The sequence below is a fragment of the Thermaerobacillus caldiproteolyticus genome, from assembly GCF_013761245.1.
GTDB lineage: Bacteria > Bacillota > Bacilli > Bacillales > Anoxybacillaceae > Thermaerobacillus > Thermaerobacillus caldiproteolyticus.
The window spans coordinates 153922-174279 of the sequence record NZ_JACDUT010000009.1 but is presented as its reverse complement, the minus strand read 5'-3'; the positions used below and the strand labels follow the sequence as shown (position 1 = coordinate 174279).

The following is a 20358-nucleotide window of genomic DNA, read 5'->3' as shown; positions in this document are numbered from 1 at the left end:
CACTTTAGAGAAGATAAAGAATAGCTAATTCCTCACTTCCATAATTCCATTTGTGCGTACCTCATCTCTCATCCGCCTTCCGTGTTATTGGTTATTTTTAATTCATTTTAGAATTTAAAAAATTCACTTTTGAATTAACCAGCGATTCCTTTTTTTAATAAAAGAAAAACCGTACCACCCAAAGGTGATACGGCTCATGATTATCGATTGCGGTTAAAAATAACGAGTTTCAATTCCGTCATTTCTTCAATCGCATACCGAATCCCTTCACGGCCTGTGCCGCTTTCTTTTACGCCGCCGTACGGCATATGATCGACGCGGAAGGTCGGGATGTCATTGATCAACACGCCACCGACGTGCAGTTTTTCCGCCGCTTCCCATGCGACATGTACGTTATCTGTATATACGCCTGCTTGCAATCCATAGCGGGAGTCGTTGACGAGTTCAATCGCTTCTTCGATCGAACGAACGCGGTTAATCAAGACGATCGGCGCAAACACTTCCTGGCACGATACTTTCATCGTTGGCTGTGCGTCTAAAATCACGGTTGGAAGCAGGATGTTTCCGTTTCGTTCACCACCAAGCACGACTTTAGCTCCATCTTGTTTCGCTTCTTCGATCCATGCGAGCGCCCGATTGACGTCTTTTGGCGTGATTAACGCAGAAACATCCGTATTTGGATCCAGTGGATCTCCTACTTTTAGTTGTTTCGCAGCGGCAATAAATTTTTCAACAAACTCGTCATACCGCTTTTCATGCACGTAAATGCGCTGAAGCGAAATACATACTTGCCCCTGGAAAGAAAACGCGCCAAAAACGCAGCGTGGAATAATGCGGTCAATATCCACTTGTTCATCAACAATAACGGCAGAATTGGAACCAAGCTCGAGCGTGACCCGCTTTAAACCCGCTTTATTGCGGATGCCGATTCCGACTTCCGGGCTTCCGGTAAAGGTGATCATGCTGAGGCGCGGGTCTGTCACAATTTTATCGCCGACCGTTCGGCCGCTTCCCGTTACGACGTTTAACGCTCCTTTTGGCAGCCCCGCTTGTTCAAACAGCTCCGCGATAAAGTAGGCGGAAAGCGGCGTTTGGCTTGCCGGCTTTAATACGACTGTATTGCCCGAGGCGATTGCTGGACCGAGTTTATGCGCCACCAAGTTCATCGGGAAGTTAAACGGCGTAATCGCGCCGATGACACCAATCGGTTCGCGCACGGTAAAAGCAACGCGATTTTCCCCTCCTGGCGCCGCATCAAGCGGAATCGTTTCTCCATGAATCCGTTTTGCTTCTTCGGCAGCAAATTTGTACGTTTGAATCGTCCGCGCTATTTCCCCTTTTGCCGTTGTAATCGGTTTGGCTGCTTCAAGCGCAATGATCCGCGCCGCTTCTTCTGCGCGCTCTTGCAGCTCTGCGACTACTTTTTCCAAAATCTCCGCCCGCTTGTATGCCGGCAGGCTGGCTATTGCTTTTCTCGCTTCATACGCTGCGGCAATCGCCCGTTCGACTTCCTCTTCCGCCGCCACAGGAATCTCCGCCAACGCTTCGCCCGAATAAGGAGACGTTAATGTGGCATATGATTTCGCTTCGACCCACTCGCCGTTAATGTAAAGCTTCTTTTTCTCAACCGTCGTTTTCATCGTGTTCCCCTCTTTCTTCATTGTTACCTCATCACGCCAATTCATGAATAACTTCCTCGATCACATCCAATGCTTCCGTTAACTGCTCATCGGTAATCACAAGCGGTGTTAATAGACGAATGACGTTGCTGTATATGCCAGCGCTCATGACAATGACGCCGCGTTGATGGCATTCTTGCAAAATTGCCGCTGTTAATTCTTTATTCGGTGCTTTTGTTTTAGAGTCCTTCACAAATTCAACTGCCACCATTGCTCCAAGTCCACGTACATCACCAACTGTTTCGTATTTCTCCTGAAGCTGTCTGAACCGGTTTATTACCGTTTGCCCGATGGCATTGGCACGCTCGACTAACTGTTCTTGTTGCAGCATATCAATGACTTGCAGCGCCGCGACACAACCAAGCGGGCTTCCCCCATACGTTCCCCCGATTTCCCCTGGGTTCGGCGCATCCATTACTTCCGCTCTTCCAGTAACTGCACTGATTGGTACACCTGCTCCAATGGACTTCGACATCGTTATTAAATCTGGTACAACATCAAAATGTTCAATAGCAAACATCTTTCCAGTTCGTCCAAATCCTGTTTGAATTTCATCTGCTATAAATAGAATACCATATTTTTCACAAATCTGTTTTACTCCTTGCACAAATGTTTTGGATGGAACAATGAAGCCACCTTCTCCTTGTACCGGTTCCATGATGATCGCCGCTACCTCTTCTGCCGGAACTTCGGATACAAAGAAGTCCTCCAAACGTCTTAAAATCTCTGTATCTAATTCCTCGTTTGTCATGCCGGATGGCTTGCGGTAATAATATGGATACGGCATTTTGTACGTATCTGGGGCAAATGGTCCAAATCCAAATTTATATGGCTTTACTTTACTTGTGAGCGACATCGCAAGAAGTGTACGTCCGTGGAATCCTCTTTCAAAGGAGATAATCGCTTTCCTTCCTGTATATTTCCGGGCAATTTTAATAGCGTTTTCGACCGCTTCCGCTCCGCTATTTAGGAAAAATGTTTTTTTATGATGAGTGCCTGGAGTAATTTCATTTAATTTTTCTGCTAATTGAATATACGGCTCATACATCATCACATGGAAGCAAGGATGAATATATTGGTCAACTTGAGCTTTAATCGCTTCCACCACTTTCGGCGGGCAATGACCGACATTGAGACTTCCAATCGCCCCGGCAAGATCAATAAACGTGTTTCCGTCCACATCTGTTAAGAGTGCACCTTCCCCTTTGACAGCAAACGTAGATAATGTATTAAACGGTCCACGAGGAACATTCTGTTCTTTTTTTCTTAGTAATTCTGTCGCTTTTGGCCCCGGGATGTTGGTTTTTAGCTGTATAAATTTTTTCACTTCAGCCTTCATCTATTTCTCCCTCCATCATTTTGTATTCACTTTCTTAATAGATGCAAAAAACATGCCAAAGACGTTATGAGAAAGAAAAAGGGATTTTACGTTTTTCTGAATAATTAATAATGTAAGTTCTGATAAACAGCTGGGAGGGAGAGCATGCAAAGTGCAACGGATGTGTTGGAATTAGAGTTAGGTGCCATATTAAAATCTTCTAACGATAATATTGTCATTACAGACGGAAACGGAATGGTTCTCCGCGCTAGCCCCAACTGTCTTTCCATTTATGGAAAAGAGGTCTCTTATCTTATTGGAAAGTCCGTATATCAATTAGAAAAAGAACATATATTTTCTCCTTCTGTGACGGCCAGAGTACTAAAAGAGAAAAAGGAAGTTCAAATCATGCAGCGAACACCGACAGGCCGTGTCGTCATGGCAACAGGCGTACCTGTATTTGATAAACAAAATAACATTATTCGCGTGATTAGTTTTTCGCATGATTTAACAGAGCTAGAACGTTTAAAAGAAGACTATGAAAAGCTAAGAAGACAAATGGAACACTATCAAATCGAAATGGAAGAATTAAAATACGAAAACATTGTGATCCAAAGCAAGGTCATGCAACGTATTTGGAAGCTCGTGCATCGGGTTGCCAAATCAGACGCAACGGTTCTTTTTCTTGGCGAGTCCGGAGTTGGAAAAAATGTATTTGCCCATGCCCTCCATCAAAATAGCCCGAGACGAAACCAACCATTTATCGAAGTCAATTGCAGCGCGATTCCTGAATCGCTATTTGAATCGGAAATGTTCGGATATGAAAAAGGGTCGTTTACCGGCGCACAAAAAACCGGGAAGCCCGGGCTTATCGAATTAGCAGATAAGGGGACTCTTTTTCTTGATGAAATTGGCGAACTCCCGCTTTCGATGCAAGCGAAGTTACTAAAAGTTTTACAAGAGAAAAAAGTAACACGCGTTGGAGGAATTAAAGAAAGAACGATTGACTTTCGGCTTATTGCCTCGACCAATCAGAACTTAGAGGAAATGGTGAAACAAGGAAAATTCCGCCAAGATTTATTTTATCGTTTACATGTTATTCCCATTTACGTACCTGCTTTACGGGAGAGAAAAGAAGACATTTTCATGTTAGCACAATACTTTTTAGAAAAATTCAATCAAAAATACCATACAGATAAATATTTTCATCCGTCCATTGTTGACCATCTTGTCGATTATGATTGGCCTGGTAATGTACGGGAACTAGAAAATATGATGGAAAGATTAGTCATTACCTCCGAAACAAAAGCCATTTATCCTGAATATCTCCCTTTTTCTATCCAAAAATACCCCCAATTTACACGATCAAATCAATGGTTAGAAAAAGAGAAAGAGCCCGCTACATTGAAAGAAGCGATTGAACAGGTAGAACGACAATGGCTCTTGCGCGCAGCAAAACAGTGCAAAACAACTTATGAAATGGCAGATTATCTTGGAATTAGTCAGCCAACCGTGGTGAGAAAGCTAAAAAAATACGGCATCAATTCAAAAGTGGATTAAAATCCATTTTTGAATTGATTTTTTATTTTTCATTCACTTTTGAATTAATTCATCGTATTTTTTGGCAAAAACCTCTATTCTTTTTTGGCACACTTTTTGCATGTTATAAAAAGCAGAATATTTTTGAAGGAGGTTTTTGCGGTGTATAAACCAAAAGATTCATCCCAATCTCCCCGCTTTTGCGGAGTTCGAACATTTATGCGTTTAGAAAATATCAAAACAACGGACAACGTTGATTTTGTCGTACTCGGTGTGCCGTTTGATACCGCCGCTTCTAACCGAACCGGGCAGCGGTATGGCCCGCAGCACATTCGAAATTTTTCCGTATTGCTTCGACCCTACAATCCAGATATGGACATTAATATCTTTGAATATTGTTCTGGAGTAGATTATGGTGATATTGACGTCATTCCAGGAAACGCGCTGCGAACGTACGATCATATCGTAAAAGAGTTGCGGCCAGTGCTGAAGAAAAATATCGTTCCGATTATTATGGGCGGCGATCATTCGATTACGTTAGGAAATTTACGGGCATTTTATGAGCGCTTTGGGCCAGTGGCTCTTGTTCATTTCGACTCTCACGGAGATACTTGGGATCATTACTATGGTGAAAAATATATGCATGGCACGCCATTCCGCCGTGCTGTCGAGGAAGGATTGCTGGATGTGGATCATTCCATTCAAATCGGCATGCGCGGACCGCTTTACAGCGCGGATGATATAGAAGATGCACGACGGCTTGGTTTTGAAGTGATTACCATGAAGGAAGTTCGACAAATTGGATTTTCTGAAGTAATCAAACGCATTCACAACCGTGTGGATGATAAACCTGTTTTCGTTTCCTATGATATCGACTTTGTCGATCCTGCATTTGCTCCCGGCACTGGCACACCGGAAGTAGGAGGACCAACTAGCTATGAAGCACTGGAATATGTAAGAGGACTCGATGGACTAAATATTGTCGGATTTGACCTCGTTGAAGTATTACCTTCTTATGATAGCGGAGAAATTACAGCTGTATTAGCATCTTCCATTATGTATGAGATGATCACGCTGGTTGCATTAAAGAAAAGACGATCCCTACAAAAAAACTTGTCTGCCACAACCACACAATAAGAACATCTCACCAAAAGGAGAGTTTTTATGTCCAATTACCATGTGTACATAAACGGTACATGGCATAAAGGAAATGGAGAAAAAAGACCGATTATCAATCCTTCCAATGAAAAAGTCATCACAGAAATTGAGGAAGCGTCCTCGCAACAAACATTGGAAGCGATCGAAGCAGCCCGCCATGCTTTTCAATATACAAATTGGCCGGCGAATCCAAGTTATCGAATTTCCGTTCTACGTCAATTAGCAGATCTACTAGAGAAAAACACGGAAAAATTTGCATATATCGAAACGATCAATACAGGAAAGCCGATTCGTGAATCACGTCTCGATGTAAGCGATTCTGTACAATGCCTTCGTTATTATGCCGGCTTTCTCGAACAACAAACCATTAAGGAAAAGAAAATGGCTGATGGAACAATCAGTAAAATCATCGCAGAACCAATCGGAGTTTGCGCACTCATTGTTCCTTGGAATTTTCCGCTTTTATTGGGAATATGGAAAATTGCACCTGCGCTTGCTGCGGGGAATACCATCGTTTTTAAACCATCAGAGTTAACTCCATTATCTTTACTAGAACTAACAAAACTTATCGATTCCATCGGTCTTCCACCGGGGGTGTTTAATCTTGTTCCTGGAGGCGGTTCTCCTGTTGGGGAAACGTTGGTGACACATCCTCATGTGGAAAAAATATCATTTACCGGTGGAACCAAAACAGGGCGATGGATTTACGAACAATGCGCTGGCAGCTTCAAACGGGTTTCCCTGGAACTCGGCGGAAAATCTCCGCTTCTCGTTTTCGAAGATGCTGATCTGGATAACGCAGTAGAGTGGGCGATGTTTGCTTCTTTTTTGAATCAAGGAGAAGTGTGTGTTGCCGCTTCACGAATTCTTGTCCATGAACATCTTTATGATTCATTGATAGATAAACTGATAAAAAGACTAGATTCCCTTCGCATCGGGGATCCTTTAGACGAGAAAACGGAGATGGGACCATTAATCAGCTCCTCTCATTTAGAAAAAGTAGAAACGTATATCCAGTTCGGATTGCAAGAAGGAGCTGTCCTGCTCCGAGGCGGCGAACGCATCAAAGAACAAGGATATTACCTCTCCCCCGTCGTTTTTGTCAATGTTCACCAAGACATGCGCATCGTACAAGAAGAAATCTTTGGTCCTGTCATTACCATACAGCGTTTCCAAAATGATAAAGAAGCGATCGAATTGGCAAATGATACGATATATGGGCTGGCAGCTGGCATATTCAGCCGCGATCTCAAACGGGCAGAACAAATCGCTGGGAAGCTGAGAACAGGAACGATTTGGATTAACAGTTATCACACTCCTTATGTCGATGCGCCTTGGGGCGGCTTTAAACAAAGCGGAATCGGCAGGGAGCTTGGCCCACAAGGATTCGCTGCTTTTACGGAAACAAAACATGTGAATATAAGCGAAAATGGAAAGCCACTCGGGTGGTATCAATAACTTTTCGATTTCGTCGCAAGGACGAAATCGATGTATACAAAAATTATTCTGAATATTCAAAAATAACCAAGGAGGAGTTGTTGATGGCGAAATGGACAGAATGTTTTGGACATGATGATATTCGACCAACATCAATGAACGAACGGAGTATGAATTTTTTTAGTACCTTTACTCTTTGGATTGCTGCCAACGTCGTCATTACTACCGTGATGACAGGTATGATGTTCGTTCCCGATATTTCCTTTACCAATGCGATGCTTGCGATTATTGTCGGCTCCGCAATCGGCGCCATTCCGCTCGCTCTTACCGGAAACATTGGCATTCGAACCGGGCTCCCCACCATGGTCATTACCAGGGCTGCCTTCGGACAAAAGGGTGCGATCCTTCCAGCCCTTGTCAATACGGTTATTTTAATAGGCTGGAGTTGGATTCAAGCATATATGGCTGGCCTTAGTCTGAATTACGCGGTTCATTACGCTACGGGATACAGCAATATTAATTTATTTGTAATTTTAACCGAACTGCTTGTCGTGATGATGACGATTTTCGGCCACCGCGGGGTCGAACGAATCGAAAAATATATATCGATCTCCATGTTACTTTTATCTTTTCTCGTTTTTTATAAAATTTTTACGACGTATCACATCTCCACACTATTAGAAATAAAACTAAGCAAGCATCCATCGGTCACCACGATCATCGCGTTTGATATCGTCGTTGCAACAGCATTTTCATGGATGTCGACCGTTTGTGATTTTAACCGAAACTGTCAGTCGGAAAAAAGCGGATTTTGGGGAACCTATTTTGGCTATCTTGTCGCTTCGATTGTAGCGATGGGGCTCGGTGCTGTCGTCAGTGGGTTTAGCATTGCTTCCAACATGGAACGAACATACGACCCTACTATTCTCCTTGCCGCTTACGGGTTTGGATTAATCGCATCCATTGTCGTCTTCTTTTCTGTACTATCTACCAACGTCATGGCATTATATAGTGCGACGATGTCCTTTATGAACGTATTCCCACGCGCAGGATTTTGGAAACCGACATTGATCATGGGAATCATTTGTACTCTCGGTGCCTTGTTAAAAGAAGCACTCATGTCCCATTTCTTTAATTTTATTATGCTCATTGCGACACTGTTCATTCCTGTATTCGCCATTGTTCTCGTCGATTACTTTTTGATCAAAAAAGGAGCGTATGATGCAGAAGATATTCTTTTTGATACAAAAGGACGGTATCGGTATCAAAAAGGTGTCAATGTGGCCGCATATGTGACATATATCATCGGAGCCGTTTTCGCCTATTACTTTACGTATGTTCATCCGCTTGCGATCGGCTCAACCATGTTAACGTTTCTCTTATCAGGAGCAGGCTATTGGGGACTGATGAAAATCACAAAACAAACATCGAGCAGAGCGCATACCGTGGAACTCCACGCTCCCACTAGCATGGAGGGATAATTCATGGCAACATCGTATGAAATAGCACTGGCGCAAATGACATCGGTAAATGGCGATATTTCTGGCAACCTCGCAAAAATGGAAGCCATCGCAAACGAATGCAAACAAAAATTTCCCGATGTCCGTCTTCTTCTGTTCCCAGAACTTTGTATCACTGGTTACATTTTGTCAGAAACGCTGAAAGACGTTGCGCAAGCATGGGATGGTTTTATCTTTCAGCGAATGAGCAGGCTTGCACAAAAACTTCAATTATATATTGCTTACGGATACGTCGAAAAAGATGACGAGGTAAATCTCTATAACTCTCTCATCCTGATTCATCCAAGCGGACAATGTGTAGGGAATTATCGAAAAATCCATTTAACCCCGTTAGAAAAAGCGTGGTTTACTCCCGGATCAAAACCAATCCTAGTAGATACAGATCTCGGCCGCATCGGTTTGATGATTTGTTGGGACTTAGCTTTTCCAGAACTAGCAAGGTATTTGGCTGTTCATGGAGCCGAGCTTCTTCTCGTTCCGTGTGCGTGGGAATCCCCGTTTCACGAGCCTTTTCAAAAATTTGCGATGGCACGCGCGATCGATAATACCGTCTATGTCGCTGCATGTAATCAAGTGGGCCGGTCTTTTCCTTTCTATTTCTTTGGTTTATCCTCTATTTATGGACCAGATGGAAACGAAATTGCCGCCGCCAACATGGATGATCAAGAAACAATCATACGAGCAATGATAGATGAGAACTGGCGTCAAGAATTAAAGCAAACCTTTTACACGATGATGAATGAGCGGCGAACAGATGTTTATAAAGGAGTGGAATGGACATGAACATCAAAAAAATCGTGGATCTATCGATGCCAATAACTTCACAAACCCCGGTTTACCCAGGGGATCCAAAACCATATATTGAGCCGGCGGCAACATTCGCCCAAAACGGCTACCATGTCAGCCGCCTTGTTCTTGGTTCGCATACTGGCACACATGTGGACGCCCCCTTTCATTTTCGCGAAGATGGCCTGCGAATCGATGAGGTTCCGTTAACGTATTTTCTTGGCAAAGGAATTGTCATCGATGTGACGAAAAAAAACAATGGAGAAGCGGTTACACTAGACGATGTCACTGCTTATTTGCCGCAGCTGGAACCGGGAATGATTGCCCTGTTTCACACTGGTTGGTCCCAATATGCGGGAACGGAGCGCTATTTTCGCCACCCGTACGTTGCCATCGACGTCATCCTGGCAATGTTGGAACGAGGAATCCGCACGTTTTTCATCGATGCGTTAAACATCGATCCGCCTGACGGTTCTTCCTTCCCTGCACATGAGGCAATTACCGCTGCAAATGGAGTAATTGGGGAAAATTTTACGAACTTCGATAAAATCGACTTTGCCAATCCGTACATTATCGCGCTTCCCCTTTATTTGCCGGAATGTGACGGCTCGCCGGTAAGAGCGGTGGCAGTGGAATTGGACTCATACTAATTGAAGCCGTAAAAAATATTCTGTTCATTGGTTAAGGAAGCCGTTCAACTGCCCAACGGCTAAAGCGGAGGGCTTACAGCGGATGTTCCCGTGAATCTCTCGTGGTACTTGCCCATTCTCTATTCGGCGCTTCACCTTTAAAATTCTGCACTAATTTCTCCTGTCCGCCGCCTTAAATTATTATTATCCAAACAGAACCGTATATGTTAAATGGTGAGTCGCCACTTCTTCATCACTAGCGCCATCCTTCACATTTTTGGTGGCACTAGGCTTTTTTATGAACAGACAAAGAGCACTTATTCTTGTATGATGAATTTAAGTACAATTATGACAAGGAGTGCTAGAAACATGAACATTATTCCTATCCATCTCCTAGACCGCTCAACCGTGCAGCAATTTTTTACCATCCATTGGGGGAGCCCGCAAATGGTCGTTTCGACGGGAGTGTATGATTGCAGCGAGCTGGATGGGTTTGCCGCAATCCAAGACAGCGGAGAAATAGTGGGGCTCATTACTTATATCTTCAAAGCAGAAGAATGCGAGATTATTTCGCTAGACAGTGTGATCGAAAATCAAGGAGTCGGCAGTGCCCTGTTGCAACAAGTGGAAGCATTTGCCGCGCAGCATGGATGCGTCACGATCCGCTTAATCACGACGAACGATAATTTGCACGCTCTGCGCTTTTATCAAAAACGGGGTTACCAGATTGTTAAGGTTTTCCCGAATGCTGTGGAAAAAGCAAGACAAATAAAACCAAGCATTCCGCTCGTCAGCTCAGACGGCATTCCGATCCGTGATGAACTGCTGCTTATCAAACAACTTTTGTAAACAGCTAGGAATGTACGTCTACTGCTTTCCCCCCTTTCAAATTTTATGTAATATTTCCTAATGTTATATGTTAATTTTATAAACAATATTATATTTTTATAAAACGATAAAAAATCTAAAAATATAATAAATACTTAAAACTTTGTTATAAAACCTCACATAAATTTATAGTGTCAATCACAATTTTTAAGTTTATAAGAAAAAATTTAGAGACTTCGATGTATTTCAGTGATAATTTTTCGTACTTTAAATAATAAAAACAAAACGTCAGGAACTTGCCTCAACAAGTCCTGACGTTTTTTCGTTTCACTATCTTTAAAGTACTAGACTCAACAATGCAATAAACCCTAGGGCAACTACCGAAATAATCGTTTCCATCACGGTCCACGTCATTAATGTTTCTTTTACGGTCATTCCGAAATATTCTTTAATCATCCAGAAGCCGGAGTCGTTGACGTGGGATAAAATTAATGAACCGGCTCCGGTGGCCAGCACTAGCAATTCTATGTTCGTGCCTGGGATGCTAGCGGCAATCGGCGCGACAATGCCGGCTGCCGTCATCATCGATACTGTAGCTGATCCCGTCGCAACACGAATGAGTGCCGCAATTCCCCAACCTAAAAACAGAGGGGAAATATGAGAATGTTTCGCTAAATCGGCAATTTGCGTACCAATGCCAGAATCGAGTAACACTTTATTGAATGCCCCGCCTGCACCGATAACGAGTAAAATATTCGCTACTGGTCCAAGGCAGTCATTGGCAAATTTCAATACTTGATCGCGATTGAATCCTCGTGCATAACCAAGGCTGAAAAACGAGTAGACTGTAGCGATTAATAGAGCCACAACGGGATCACCGATAAAGTGCAATACTTTCGCTAACTCTGTTGTTTTATCTAACGTGACATCCGCAACGGAAGCAATAAGCATTAAAAAAACTGGAAGTAAAATCGTAAATAGGGTGTTTGCAAACCCCGGAAGTTCTCTCTCTTCCTTATGTTGAACCAGCTGTTCGGCGATTTCCGCTGGCACAGTTTTATGCAGACGCGTTCCAATCCATTTTCCGAACAATGGTCCTGCGATAATCGCTGTTGGCAATCCAACAATTATCGAATACAAAATCGTCCGGCCTACATCGGCTTTGAAAATTCCAACAGCTGCCATCGCTGCTGGATGAGGTGGCACAAGACCGTGCACGACCGATAATCCAGCTACAAGCGGAATGCCGATTGTCACAAGTGAAATTCCTGTTTCCATAGCAATCGTAAAAACAAGAGGAATTAATAAGACAAATCCCACTTGGAAGAATACCGGAATCCCCACTAAGAAAGCAACGACCATCATTGCCCAATGGACGCGTTTTTGACCAAAACGGTCAATGAGCGTTTTTGCAATTCGTTCTGCTCCGCCTGACTCAGCCATCATTTTCCCAAGCATCGTCCCAAGAGCTAAGACAATAGCTAAAAATCCAAGCGTGTTTCCAAGTCCTGCTTTAATGGAATCAATGATTCCGGGCGTTTCTGGAGAAGGTGCGACAATCGGCATTCCCATTGCCAGTCCGACACCAACCGCTGTTAAAATTAAGGCGACAAATGGATGCATTTTCGCAATCGTAATAAGCAAAAGCAACACAACGATGGCAGCAATTACAATAGCAATTCCCATACTTCTCGTTCCCCCTCTGTTGTACTTCATGTGAACTAAACCGATTTAGTAATGATGTATAACTATGAATCTAGCTATGAGTCCTTCCGTTGAAACGAAGCAATAACATCAAATTCATCTTTCAATCGATCGTATAACCGCATATACATATCAAACAGTTCTGAATAAATAAGAGTATTTTCTTTATTTGGCACATGGCGTGATGTAATTTGGATCCACGTTTTCGCCGTGTCTAGTGACGGGATATCACCGAGAGCATACAAGGCAAGTGCCGCCGCTCCTAACGCTGAAGCTTCGTGCGTTTCCGGAACAAGCAGTTCTTTTCCCATCATATCGGCCAGCATTTGCCGCCAAAACGGTGATTTCGCAAATCCGCCTGACACGCGAATTTCGGATAACGGCCCAGTTACATCGCGAATTGCTAGAGCAACAGAAAATACGCTCATACATACCCCTTCCATGACAGCGCGAATAAAATGCTCCCGTTTATGATGAAGGCTGATGCCAAAAAATGTTCCTCTTGCGTTCGCATTCCAGTACGGCGCGCGCTCCCCCGATAAGAACGGAAGAAATAGCAACCCTTCAGAGCCAGCAGGGACATTTTGCGCATATTGAGTCAATAAGTCATACGGGTCAATCCCGAGCTTTTTCGCCACTTCGCGCTCTTGACCGCCGAACTCGTCGCGCAACCATCGTAAAAGAATGCCGCCATTGTTTGTTGGTCCACCAACAACCCAATGATGTTCCGTAAGCGCATAACAAAATGTTCGCCCTTTTTCATCGGTTTTTTGCACGGGAGAAATGGTACGAACCGCGCCGCTTGTTCCAATCGTAATCGCCGCCTCTCCCGGTAAAACGGCTCCAACTCCCACATTGGCAAGCACTCCATCGCTCGCTCCGACAATTACAGGCACATCCGGATGAAGCGCCATTTGTTCCGCCCATTCTCTCTTCATCCCCCGCACTATATGCGTCGTCGGAACAAGTTCGGACAAATGCTCGCGTGTAATACCAAGAAGATGTAAAACATCCACATCCCAATCAAGCGTATCAAGTCGAAACAAACCAGTTGCGGAAGCGATTGAATAATCGACAACGTATTGAGAGTACAGCCGATACAACACATATTCTTTTATTGAGACAAATTTATAGGCTTTACGAAATAATTCAGGCATTTCTTCTTTCAACCAAAGTAATTTGGGAAGAGGTGACATCGGATGAATCGGTGTTCCTGTTCGTTTGTAAATATCCAATCCATTCATTTCTTTTAAAAGCCTCTCCGATTGTTTGCCGCTTCGATTGTCCGCCCAAATAATGCAGCGGGTAAGAGGACGGCCTGACTCATCAAGCGCAATAAGCGAGTGCATCGCAGCACTAAACCCTAACGCTTTAATTCGCCCATGACCAATATTCGCTTTGGTAATGACAGCGTTTACACTTTTGACTACAGCAGAAAAAATAACATCGGGATCCTGTTCGGCCCAGCCAGGATGCGGCTGCACAATTGGATAATCAATTGCATGAGACGAAAGCACATGACCTTGTTCCCCAAATGCTACTGCTTTTGTACTTGTTGTTCCAATATCGACTCCAATGACAATGTCTTGACTACTGTTCACCGTACTTCCCCCTCTTTTCTCTTACGTTCGTTGTTTCACAGACCCTCGTTGGATTAGCGTCGGCGGAAAGCGCAAAATTTGCTGATGGTGTTCATTTTTTTGATCTATCTGCATAAACAATCGTTCGGCTGCTTTTTTCCCCATCTCAAACGTTGGCTGAGCAATCGTCGTTAACGTGGGTGTGTAAATATTGGAAAACGGTACATCATCAATGCTAATTAATGCTAGGTCATCGGGAATCCTAATGTTATTGTCTTTGACAAAATTCAAGATTTCCATCAGCGTTAAATCGTTAATCGCAAATAGCGCTTCTGGAGGGCAATCAGAGGAAAACAGTTGCGTTAGCCCCTCTTTTATGCGTGAAATCTCCATTCCAACCATATATTCTTCCATGACTGGAAGCCCTTTTTCAGCAAGCGCGTGTTTAAATCCTTCGATCCGCTCAAGCCTTGGAATAACATGTGGTACGATCGGCGGTGCCACGATGCCAATTCGTTCATAACCATGTTCGACTAAATGATTGACAGCTAATGCGGCTGCTTTGTGATTATCAAGAAGGATGGCATCTGCCGGGATGCCTGGAACCATCCGGTCAACAAATACGAGCGGAAATTGTTCCTCTGCCATTTTTTCATATAACTCAAGGTTTTTCCCTGTCGGAAAAATAATCAAACCGTCCACTTGCTTGGCCCGTAACATCTCTATATATTTTTTTTCTTTCTCCGGGTCGTCATCGGTATTGCAGACGATGACATGAAAATCCCGTTCTTGGCACACATCTTCAATCGCCCGAAGCACCTGCGTCGTCAGCATATGCAAAATATTGAAAACAATGACCCCTATCGTCGCGGTCGATTTTTGCTTTAAGCTTCGTGCAATAAAATTTGGCTGATATCCTAATTCATCAATCGCCTTTTCAATCCGTTTCTTCGTTTCTTCACTCATGTAGTCATATCGCTTGTTTAAATATTGAGAAACGGTACTTTTTGAAACATTGGCTAATTTCGCGACATCAGCCATCGTTATTTGTTTCAAGGATATCCCCTTCTCTCTTTACTAAATCGATTTAGTAAATACGTAAAAACATTCATAAACCGGTTTAGTTGAATTATACAACAATTGTAAGCGCTTTACAACATTTTTTAACTCTTCTCACTGTCAAATCATTAATAATATTTTTCTAATCATTTATTAAAATGGTAGTTCAAACTTATGTTATAAGCCCAACCTGATTTTCCAATACGATAAAAAGAGATTACGTGGTGAATCATATTGGACAAGAAAAGTAATTCGAAAAGCTATGCCTTTTACGTCCTATTTATATAGTAAAAACAGTTACTATTTGGATTTGTTTTTCCAACAATCGAAGAAGTAAGCCACAATACTTCGCCAAATAACATTTGATAACCGCTTAATCAGCGATGATATAACGATTCTTGAATAAATCGTGCCAAATGCATAAAACCTTTCGACAATATTAATCACCAAGATGGAGGAAAAAATATAGTACTCTAGCTTGGTCTATTATTGGATGTTAACAGCTATGAACTAGGATGATCTTCTCATTCCTTTTTTCTTCAATATTCAATAAGATATTTGTGTTGTTTTTATTGTTGAAAAAACTAAAAAGAGGAGCGAACAGCAAATGAACTTCTCAGTTTTTACAAAAAAAAAAGAGAACACTCCACTGCCACCATTACTAAAATACCGGATGTTCCGGCTGCACCCATTCGTCTGCAGAATGCCATCATCAATAAGCAGCTTGAAATGATTAACTTAACAAAGCGGGATTTAACACTATTAACACAATTAAAACCGTTGATTGAAGAAAAAATCGATTGGATTATGACGCACTTTTACGATACACTCCAAAAAGAGCCGTCCCTGCTCGAAATTATTAATCGCCATAGCTCTGTCGATCGGTTGAAACAAACGCTCAAAATCCATATCATCGAAATGTTTAACGGGAAAATCGACGAGGAATTTATTTCAAAACGTACGCGCATTGCTATGGCACATTTACGAATCGGCCTAGTACCAAAATGGTATATGTGTGCGTTTCAACAATTGCTTTTAGACATTGTCGAAGTTATTTCACCACACATTCACGATCCTTTTCTGTTAATCGAAGCAATAAAGTCTGTAACAAAAATATTGAATTTCGAACAGCAGCTCGTTTTAGAACAATATGAAAAAGCAAACGAAGAAGCTCGCCTGCAAGTGGATCGATTGAAGAATGAGCTAAAGGAGCAGCTGAAAACAACGGTTCAAGAACTTTCTAGTGTATCCAACCAAGTGAGCTCTTCTGTTTCACAATTGACAAACCAAGCGACTGATATTTTACAATTCGCTGAGGAAGCCTCGGCAATTGCCCATTTGAGCGAACAGCAGTCAATTGAAGGGCAGCAAAAATTACAACATCAATTATCAACCATTCATAATATTCAAGCCATGATGGAAAAAATCCAAACGGACATGCACAGCCTACATCAATCCGCTCATAAAATTGAAAACATTAATAGCTTAGTGACTTCTATTGCCGATCAAACAAACATGTTATCGTTAAATGCATCTATTGAAGCCGCACGTGCGGGAGAGCATGGGAAAGGATTTGCAGTCGTGGCTAACGAGGTACGCAATTTAGCGTCACAAACGAAGCAGTCCATGTCTGGTGTGACTGATATCTTAAATGAGCTTAACCAAAAAATCGATATCATTTCCGAATCATTGCGATCAATGGTAACATTAGTTTCTGAAGGAACTGCTGATATGGAAAAAATTCAGCAATTTTTTGAGACATTTATGTCGTCTCTCAAGCAAATTCGCGAACAAAACCGCTACATTGATGAAGAAATGAAACGATATGTTCACGTTGTAACAGAAATTAACGAGACTGTTTCTAGCGTAGTAATGTCAGCAGAACAGCTGGAAAAAATGACTTATCAATTGTAAAAAATCCCCCTTTGCCACGAGTTTATCAAGACCTACAATGTAAAACGATTAAGAAGGTAAGCGCATGTTAATCTTGTTTAATATGTTTGCTTACCTTTTGTATTTCTCATTTTACTGACGTACTCGTTCAATACCTCATGAGTCTTTCACATAATTCTATTGCCTTTGCTGTCGAAACAATTAAATCTTCATTGCCCTTCTTTTCTCGTAAAGCTAATGCCATGTTAAATTGAACTAATGCCCCACTACACTTACCTTGGTCAAGGAGACATTTCCCATAATGTTGGTAGATAAAATCTAAGTATTTACTATATTTTGGGTTTATAAGAGCTTGCTCCCTCAATGATTCAAATAGTTCAACCGCTTCTTCAAACCGCTTTTTCCAATGAAAAATATGAGCTAACCTTATCTTATTCACAAATGCTGAAAGTTCATTTCCATATTCCTCGTACAAAGAAATAGCTCTTTTCAAGTAATATTTCCCATCATTATAAAAGCTTAATATACGGCTGTAGACCCCAAGTAATCCAGCAATTCTAGCTTTATGCATCCCAGAACTCTTTTCAAACTGATCTATTAAATATTGCACACCAAGCTCCATCTGCTCTGTTGATTCTGGAACTTCTCTTAATACGTCATTAAAAAAATAGTTCATGTTAAATGGAATTTGAATATCCATCCAATCCCCCTGTTTGAATGTCATTATTACTTACCCGCAATCTTTCATTTAACTTTGCTGAAAGTGATCTTATTTCGTTAAACAGGGAGAGAGAACATTGTCCTCTCCTATCCAACAGTTTATAAATTTTTTATAAACCTCTACATAAGCCGCTTTCAACTGTTCTCGCCATTTTAGTCCGCTATTTACTCTTAAAGATGATAAAAGTTTGTTGACTTTCTCACCTCTTCAATCGATAAAGCCGCTCAGGTCTTCCGACGGAGCCATACGAAATGTCAGCTGTTACCTTTGAAATGGAGACAAGATATTCTAGATACCGTCTTGTCGTTGTTCTGCTTGCTCCAATGAGCTTGCCCACTTCTTCTGCCGTCACTCCGTCCTTATATTTCTTCACAGCCGCAAGAACTTTGTCAAGAGTCAAACGATTAATTCCTTTTGGAAGTTCACCTTCAACATCGATGAATTTATAGTCCCTTCGAATCAATTCATCAATTTCATCTTGGCCAATGATTTCTCTTTCACTTATCAATTCATTCATTTTCTGATAATATTCCTTATATCGGTTTAATGTTTCTACAAACCTTTCGAGCATGATGGGCTTGATAATATAATCAAACACTCCTCTATGCATGGCTTGCTTTAGCGTTTCTACTTCTCTCGCCGCTGTAATCATAATCACATCGATGTTGGCAAAATGCTCTCGAATCCATTTAAGAAAATGAATCCCGTTCATATCAGGAAAATAAATGTCAAGAAGGATAAGATCGGGTTTTAACACTTCAACTAGTTCCTTCCCTTCTTGTTCATTTATAGCAATTCCAACGACTTCGTAGCCTGCTACTTTTTCCACAAATCGCCGATTAATCTCTGCAATTCGCTTGTCATCTTCCACAATGAGAACACGGATCAAATTGGAAACACCTCTCTCATCTCTGTTTTGGAATCATAATGGTAAAAAGAGTACCTCGTCCTAGCTCAGTTTGATACGTGATATGTCCGTGTAGCGCCTCTAGTGACTTTCTCACTAAATCAAGACCGTAACCTCGATCGGCCGCTTCCTTTGTAGAAAACCCTCTTTCAAACATTTTTTCTCCGACTTCCTGAGGAATCCCCGTTCCCGTATCTTCGACTTCAATAATCAAATCTTCGCCAAGATCGGTCAGAAAAACCGTCACTTTCTTCTCTTTCCGCTGATTTCGTAAAACCGATTCCATGGCATTATCGATAATATTACCGATAATCGTTACGAGATTATCCCGATTCATGCGTTTCGGAATATCCTTAAAACTGCTTTCTCGATCAATATCAAACTCGATTTTTAATTCATTTGCACGATTAAATTTTCCAATTAAAAGTCCTCCAATAATCGGATCAGGAATTTCACTCATAATAAAGCGGACAATATCTTGCTGAAGATTTGATTCTTTCGTAATGATGTCCAGTGCTTCTTCATATGACTCCAATTGAATAAGTCCAGAGATTAAATATAACTTATTAGAAAATTCGTGCGTTTGGGCTCGAAGCGCATCAGCGTAACTTTTTAACTGTGAAAGTTCTTTTGTTAGTCGATATAGCTCTGATTTGCTTCGAAACGTAGATACTGCTCCAATCACCTTTCCTTTCTGGTCTACAATAGGAATTCGATTGGCAATGACCATTTGTTCCCCTAACACCATCTCAGCATCGCATTCTGGCTTTCCGGTTCTCATCACTTCTAGCAATCTGGAATTTGGTATAATATGCAAAATGTATTTTCCTAAAACATCATTTTCGTTCTCATATCCTAACATCGACATGGCTGCTTTATTGATCATCGTAATGAACCCATCACTATTCACTGCAATCATACCTTCACGAATTGCTTCAAGTATTGCTTGTTTTTCTTGATAAAGTAATCCAATCTCTCTCGGTTCCAATCCGTGAATGGCTTTTTTTACCGCTTTCGCAATCACAATTGCTCCTGCTACTCCAAACAATAATGCTAGTATAGACAACAAAAAAATTTTTACTTTATATGACCAAACAATTGTTTGAATGTCCTCAATCAGAAACCCTACAGAAACAATGCCAATGACGTCTCCGTGCTCGTCAAAAACGGGTGCCTTCCCTCTAATCGCAGGACCGAGCGAGCCAACCGCCTCCGAAATAATCGGCTTTCCTAGAAGAACCTCTTCATTATCTCCTCCAACCATTTTCTTCCCAATACGATTCGGAAACGGATGAGAATAACGGATCCCCTCTTTATTACCGACAACTACATATTCCGCTCCTGTCTTACGACGAACTTCTTCCGCGAACGGCTGGATTCGTACATGTGGCTCTTTTTGCTTAAACGCATCTCTTAACATTGGAGTAGAAGCAACCGTCTCAGCCACATTTAAAGCACGCATTCCCATTTGCTCCTTTAACGTAACCGCCAACATATGCTGAAAAAGAAACGACAAAAATAAAATGACAAAAAGGATTAGAGAACATATTATGAAAATGAGTCTCGTTTGTAATTTCATCTTACTTTGCACAGGAGCCCC

Annotated in this window: 16 protein-coding genes; 8 read left to right on the top strand and 8 right to left on the bottom strand. The window is 41.9% G+C overall.

All coding sequences use genetic code 11. The features are described from left to right. Positions 1 to 200 precede the first annotated feature (200 nt). Both HNR31_RS14190 and gabT read right to left on the bottom strand, forming a co-directional pair. Complete coding sequence (locus HNR31_RS14190) at positions 201 to 1640, bottom strand: aldehyde dehydrogenase family protein (RefSeq protein WP_181556899.1); 1440 nt, start codon at positions 1638 to 1640, stop codon at positions 201 to 203. A 31-nt stretch (positions 1641 to 1671) separates the two neighbouring features. After that, positions 1672 to 3018, bottom strand: coding sequence for a 4-aminobutyrate--2-oxoglutarate transaminase (gabT, locus tag HNR31_RS14185; RefSeq protein ID WP_181556875.1), 1347 nt, complete (start codon positions 3016 to 3018; stop codon positions 1672 to 1674). 144 nt (positions 3019 to 3162) lie between these two features. Here gabT and HNR31_RS14180 point away from each other — a divergent pair, with 144 nt between their 5' ends. The 7 genes from HNR31_RS14180 (at position 3163) to HNR31_RS14150 (ending at position 10915) form a co-directional block, all read left to right on the top strand. Beyond that, positions 3163 to 4557, top strand: a complete 1395-nt coding sequence (locus tag HNR31_RS14180; protein WP_181556874.1) for a sigma-54 interaction domain-containing protein — start codon at positions 3163 to 3165, stop codon at positions 4555 to 4557. 141 nt (positions 4558 to 4698) lie between these two features. Continuing rightward, a complete protein-coding gene (speB, locus tag HNR31_RS14175) occupies positions 4699 to 5673 on the top strand; it encodes an agmatinase (protein ID WP_181556873.1) in 975 nt (324 codons plus the stop codon). Between the two features lie 27 nt (positions 5674 to 5700). Next, positions 5701 to 7152 (top strand): aldehyde dehydrogenase family protein, encoded by a 1452-nt coding sequence (locus tag HNR31_RS14170; protein ID WP_181556872.1) that lies wholly within the window; start codon positions 5701 to 5703, stop codon positions 7150 to 7152. A gap of 83 nt (positions 7153 to 7235) precedes the next feature. Then, positions 7236 to 8612 (top strand): purine-cytosine permease family protein, encoded by a 1377-nt coding sequence (locus HNR31_RS14165; protein ID WP_181556871.1) that lies wholly within the window; start codon positions 7236 to 7238, stop codon positions 8610 to 8612. 3 nt (positions 8613 to 8615) lie between these two features. After that, positions 8616 to 9434: a carbon-nitrogen hydrolase family protein gene (locus HNR31_RS14160; protein ID WP_181556870.1), complete on the top strand. Its 819-nt coding sequence runs from the start codon at positions 8616 to 8618 to the stop codon at positions 9432 to 9434. After that, positions 9431 to 10087 carry a cyclase family protein gene (locus HNR31_RS14155; RefSeq protein WP_181556869.1) on the top strand — a complete coding sequence of 219 codons (657 nt, stop codon included), beginning with the start codon at positions 9431 to 9433 and terminating at the stop codon, positions 10085 to 10087. Before HNR31_RS14160 ends, HNR31_RS14155 begins: the two co-directional genes overlap by 4 nt. Before the next feature lie 348 nt (positions 10088 to 10435). Then, on the top strand, positions 10436 to 10915 hold the full coding sequence (locus tag HNR31_RS14150) for a GNAT family N-acetyltransferase (RefSeq protein WP_181556868.1): 480 nt from the start codon (positions 10436 to 10438) through the stop codon (positions 10913 to 10915). Between the two features lie 315 nt (positions 10916 to 11230). Here HNR31_RS14150 and HNR31_RS14145 read toward each other — a convergent pair whose 3' ends face one another. From HNR31_RS14145 to HNR31_RS14135, 3 genes are all read right to left on the bottom strand, one after another. Further along, positions 11231 to 12580 (bottom strand): GntP family permease, encoded by a 1350-nt coding sequence (locus HNR31_RS14145; RefSeq protein WP_181556867.1) that lies wholly within the window; start codon positions 12578 to 12580, stop codon positions 11231 to 11233. 74 nt (positions 12581 to 12654) lie between these two features. Further along, a complete protein-coding gene (gene gntK / locus HNR31_RS14140) occupies positions 12655 to 14199 on the bottom strand; it encodes a gluconokinase (RefSeq protein WP_181556866.1) in 1545 nt (514 codons plus the stop codon). 21 nt (positions 14200 to 14220) lie between these two features. Further along, positions 14221 to 15234, bottom strand: coding sequence for a LacI family DNA-binding transcriptional regulator (locus tag HNR31_RS14135; protein WP_181556865.1), 1014 nt, complete (start codon positions 15232 to 15234; stop codon positions 14221 to 14223). 732 nt (positions 15235 to 15966) lie between these two features. On the opposite strand from HNR31_RS14135, the gene HNR31_RS14130 reads away from it, so the two are divergent. Next, on the top strand, positions 15967 to 17151 hold the full coding sequence (locus HNR31_RS14130) for a globin-coupled sensor protein (protein ID WP_258561090.1): 1185 nt from the start codon (positions 15967 to 15969) through the stop codon (positions 17149 to 17151). 127 nt (positions 17152 to 17278) lie between these two features. Here HNR31_RS14130 and HNR31_RS14125 read toward each other — a convergent pair whose 3' ends face one another. From HNR31_RS14125 to HNR31_RS14115, 3 genes are all read right to left on the bottom strand, one after another. Beyond that, positions 17279 to 17830 (bottom strand): tetratricopeptide repeat protein, encoded by a 552-nt coding sequence (locus HNR31_RS14125; protein WP_181556864.1) that lies wholly within the window; start codon positions 17828 to 17830, stop codon positions 17279 to 17281. A 220-nt stretch (positions 17831 to 18050) separates the two neighbouring features. Next, positions 18051 to 18740, bottom strand: coding sequence for a response regulator (locus HNR31_RS14120; RefSeq protein WP_181556863.1), 690 nt, complete (start codon positions 18738 to 18740; stop codon positions 18051 to 18053). Between the two features lie 16 nt (positions 18741 to 18756). After that, positions 18757 to 20337 (bottom strand): ATP-binding protein, encoded by a 1581-nt coding sequence (locus HNR31_RS14115; RefSeq protein WP_181556898.1) that lies wholly within the window; start codon positions 20335 to 20337, stop codon positions 18757 to 18759. Positions 20338 to 20358: the final 21 nt, after the last annotated feature.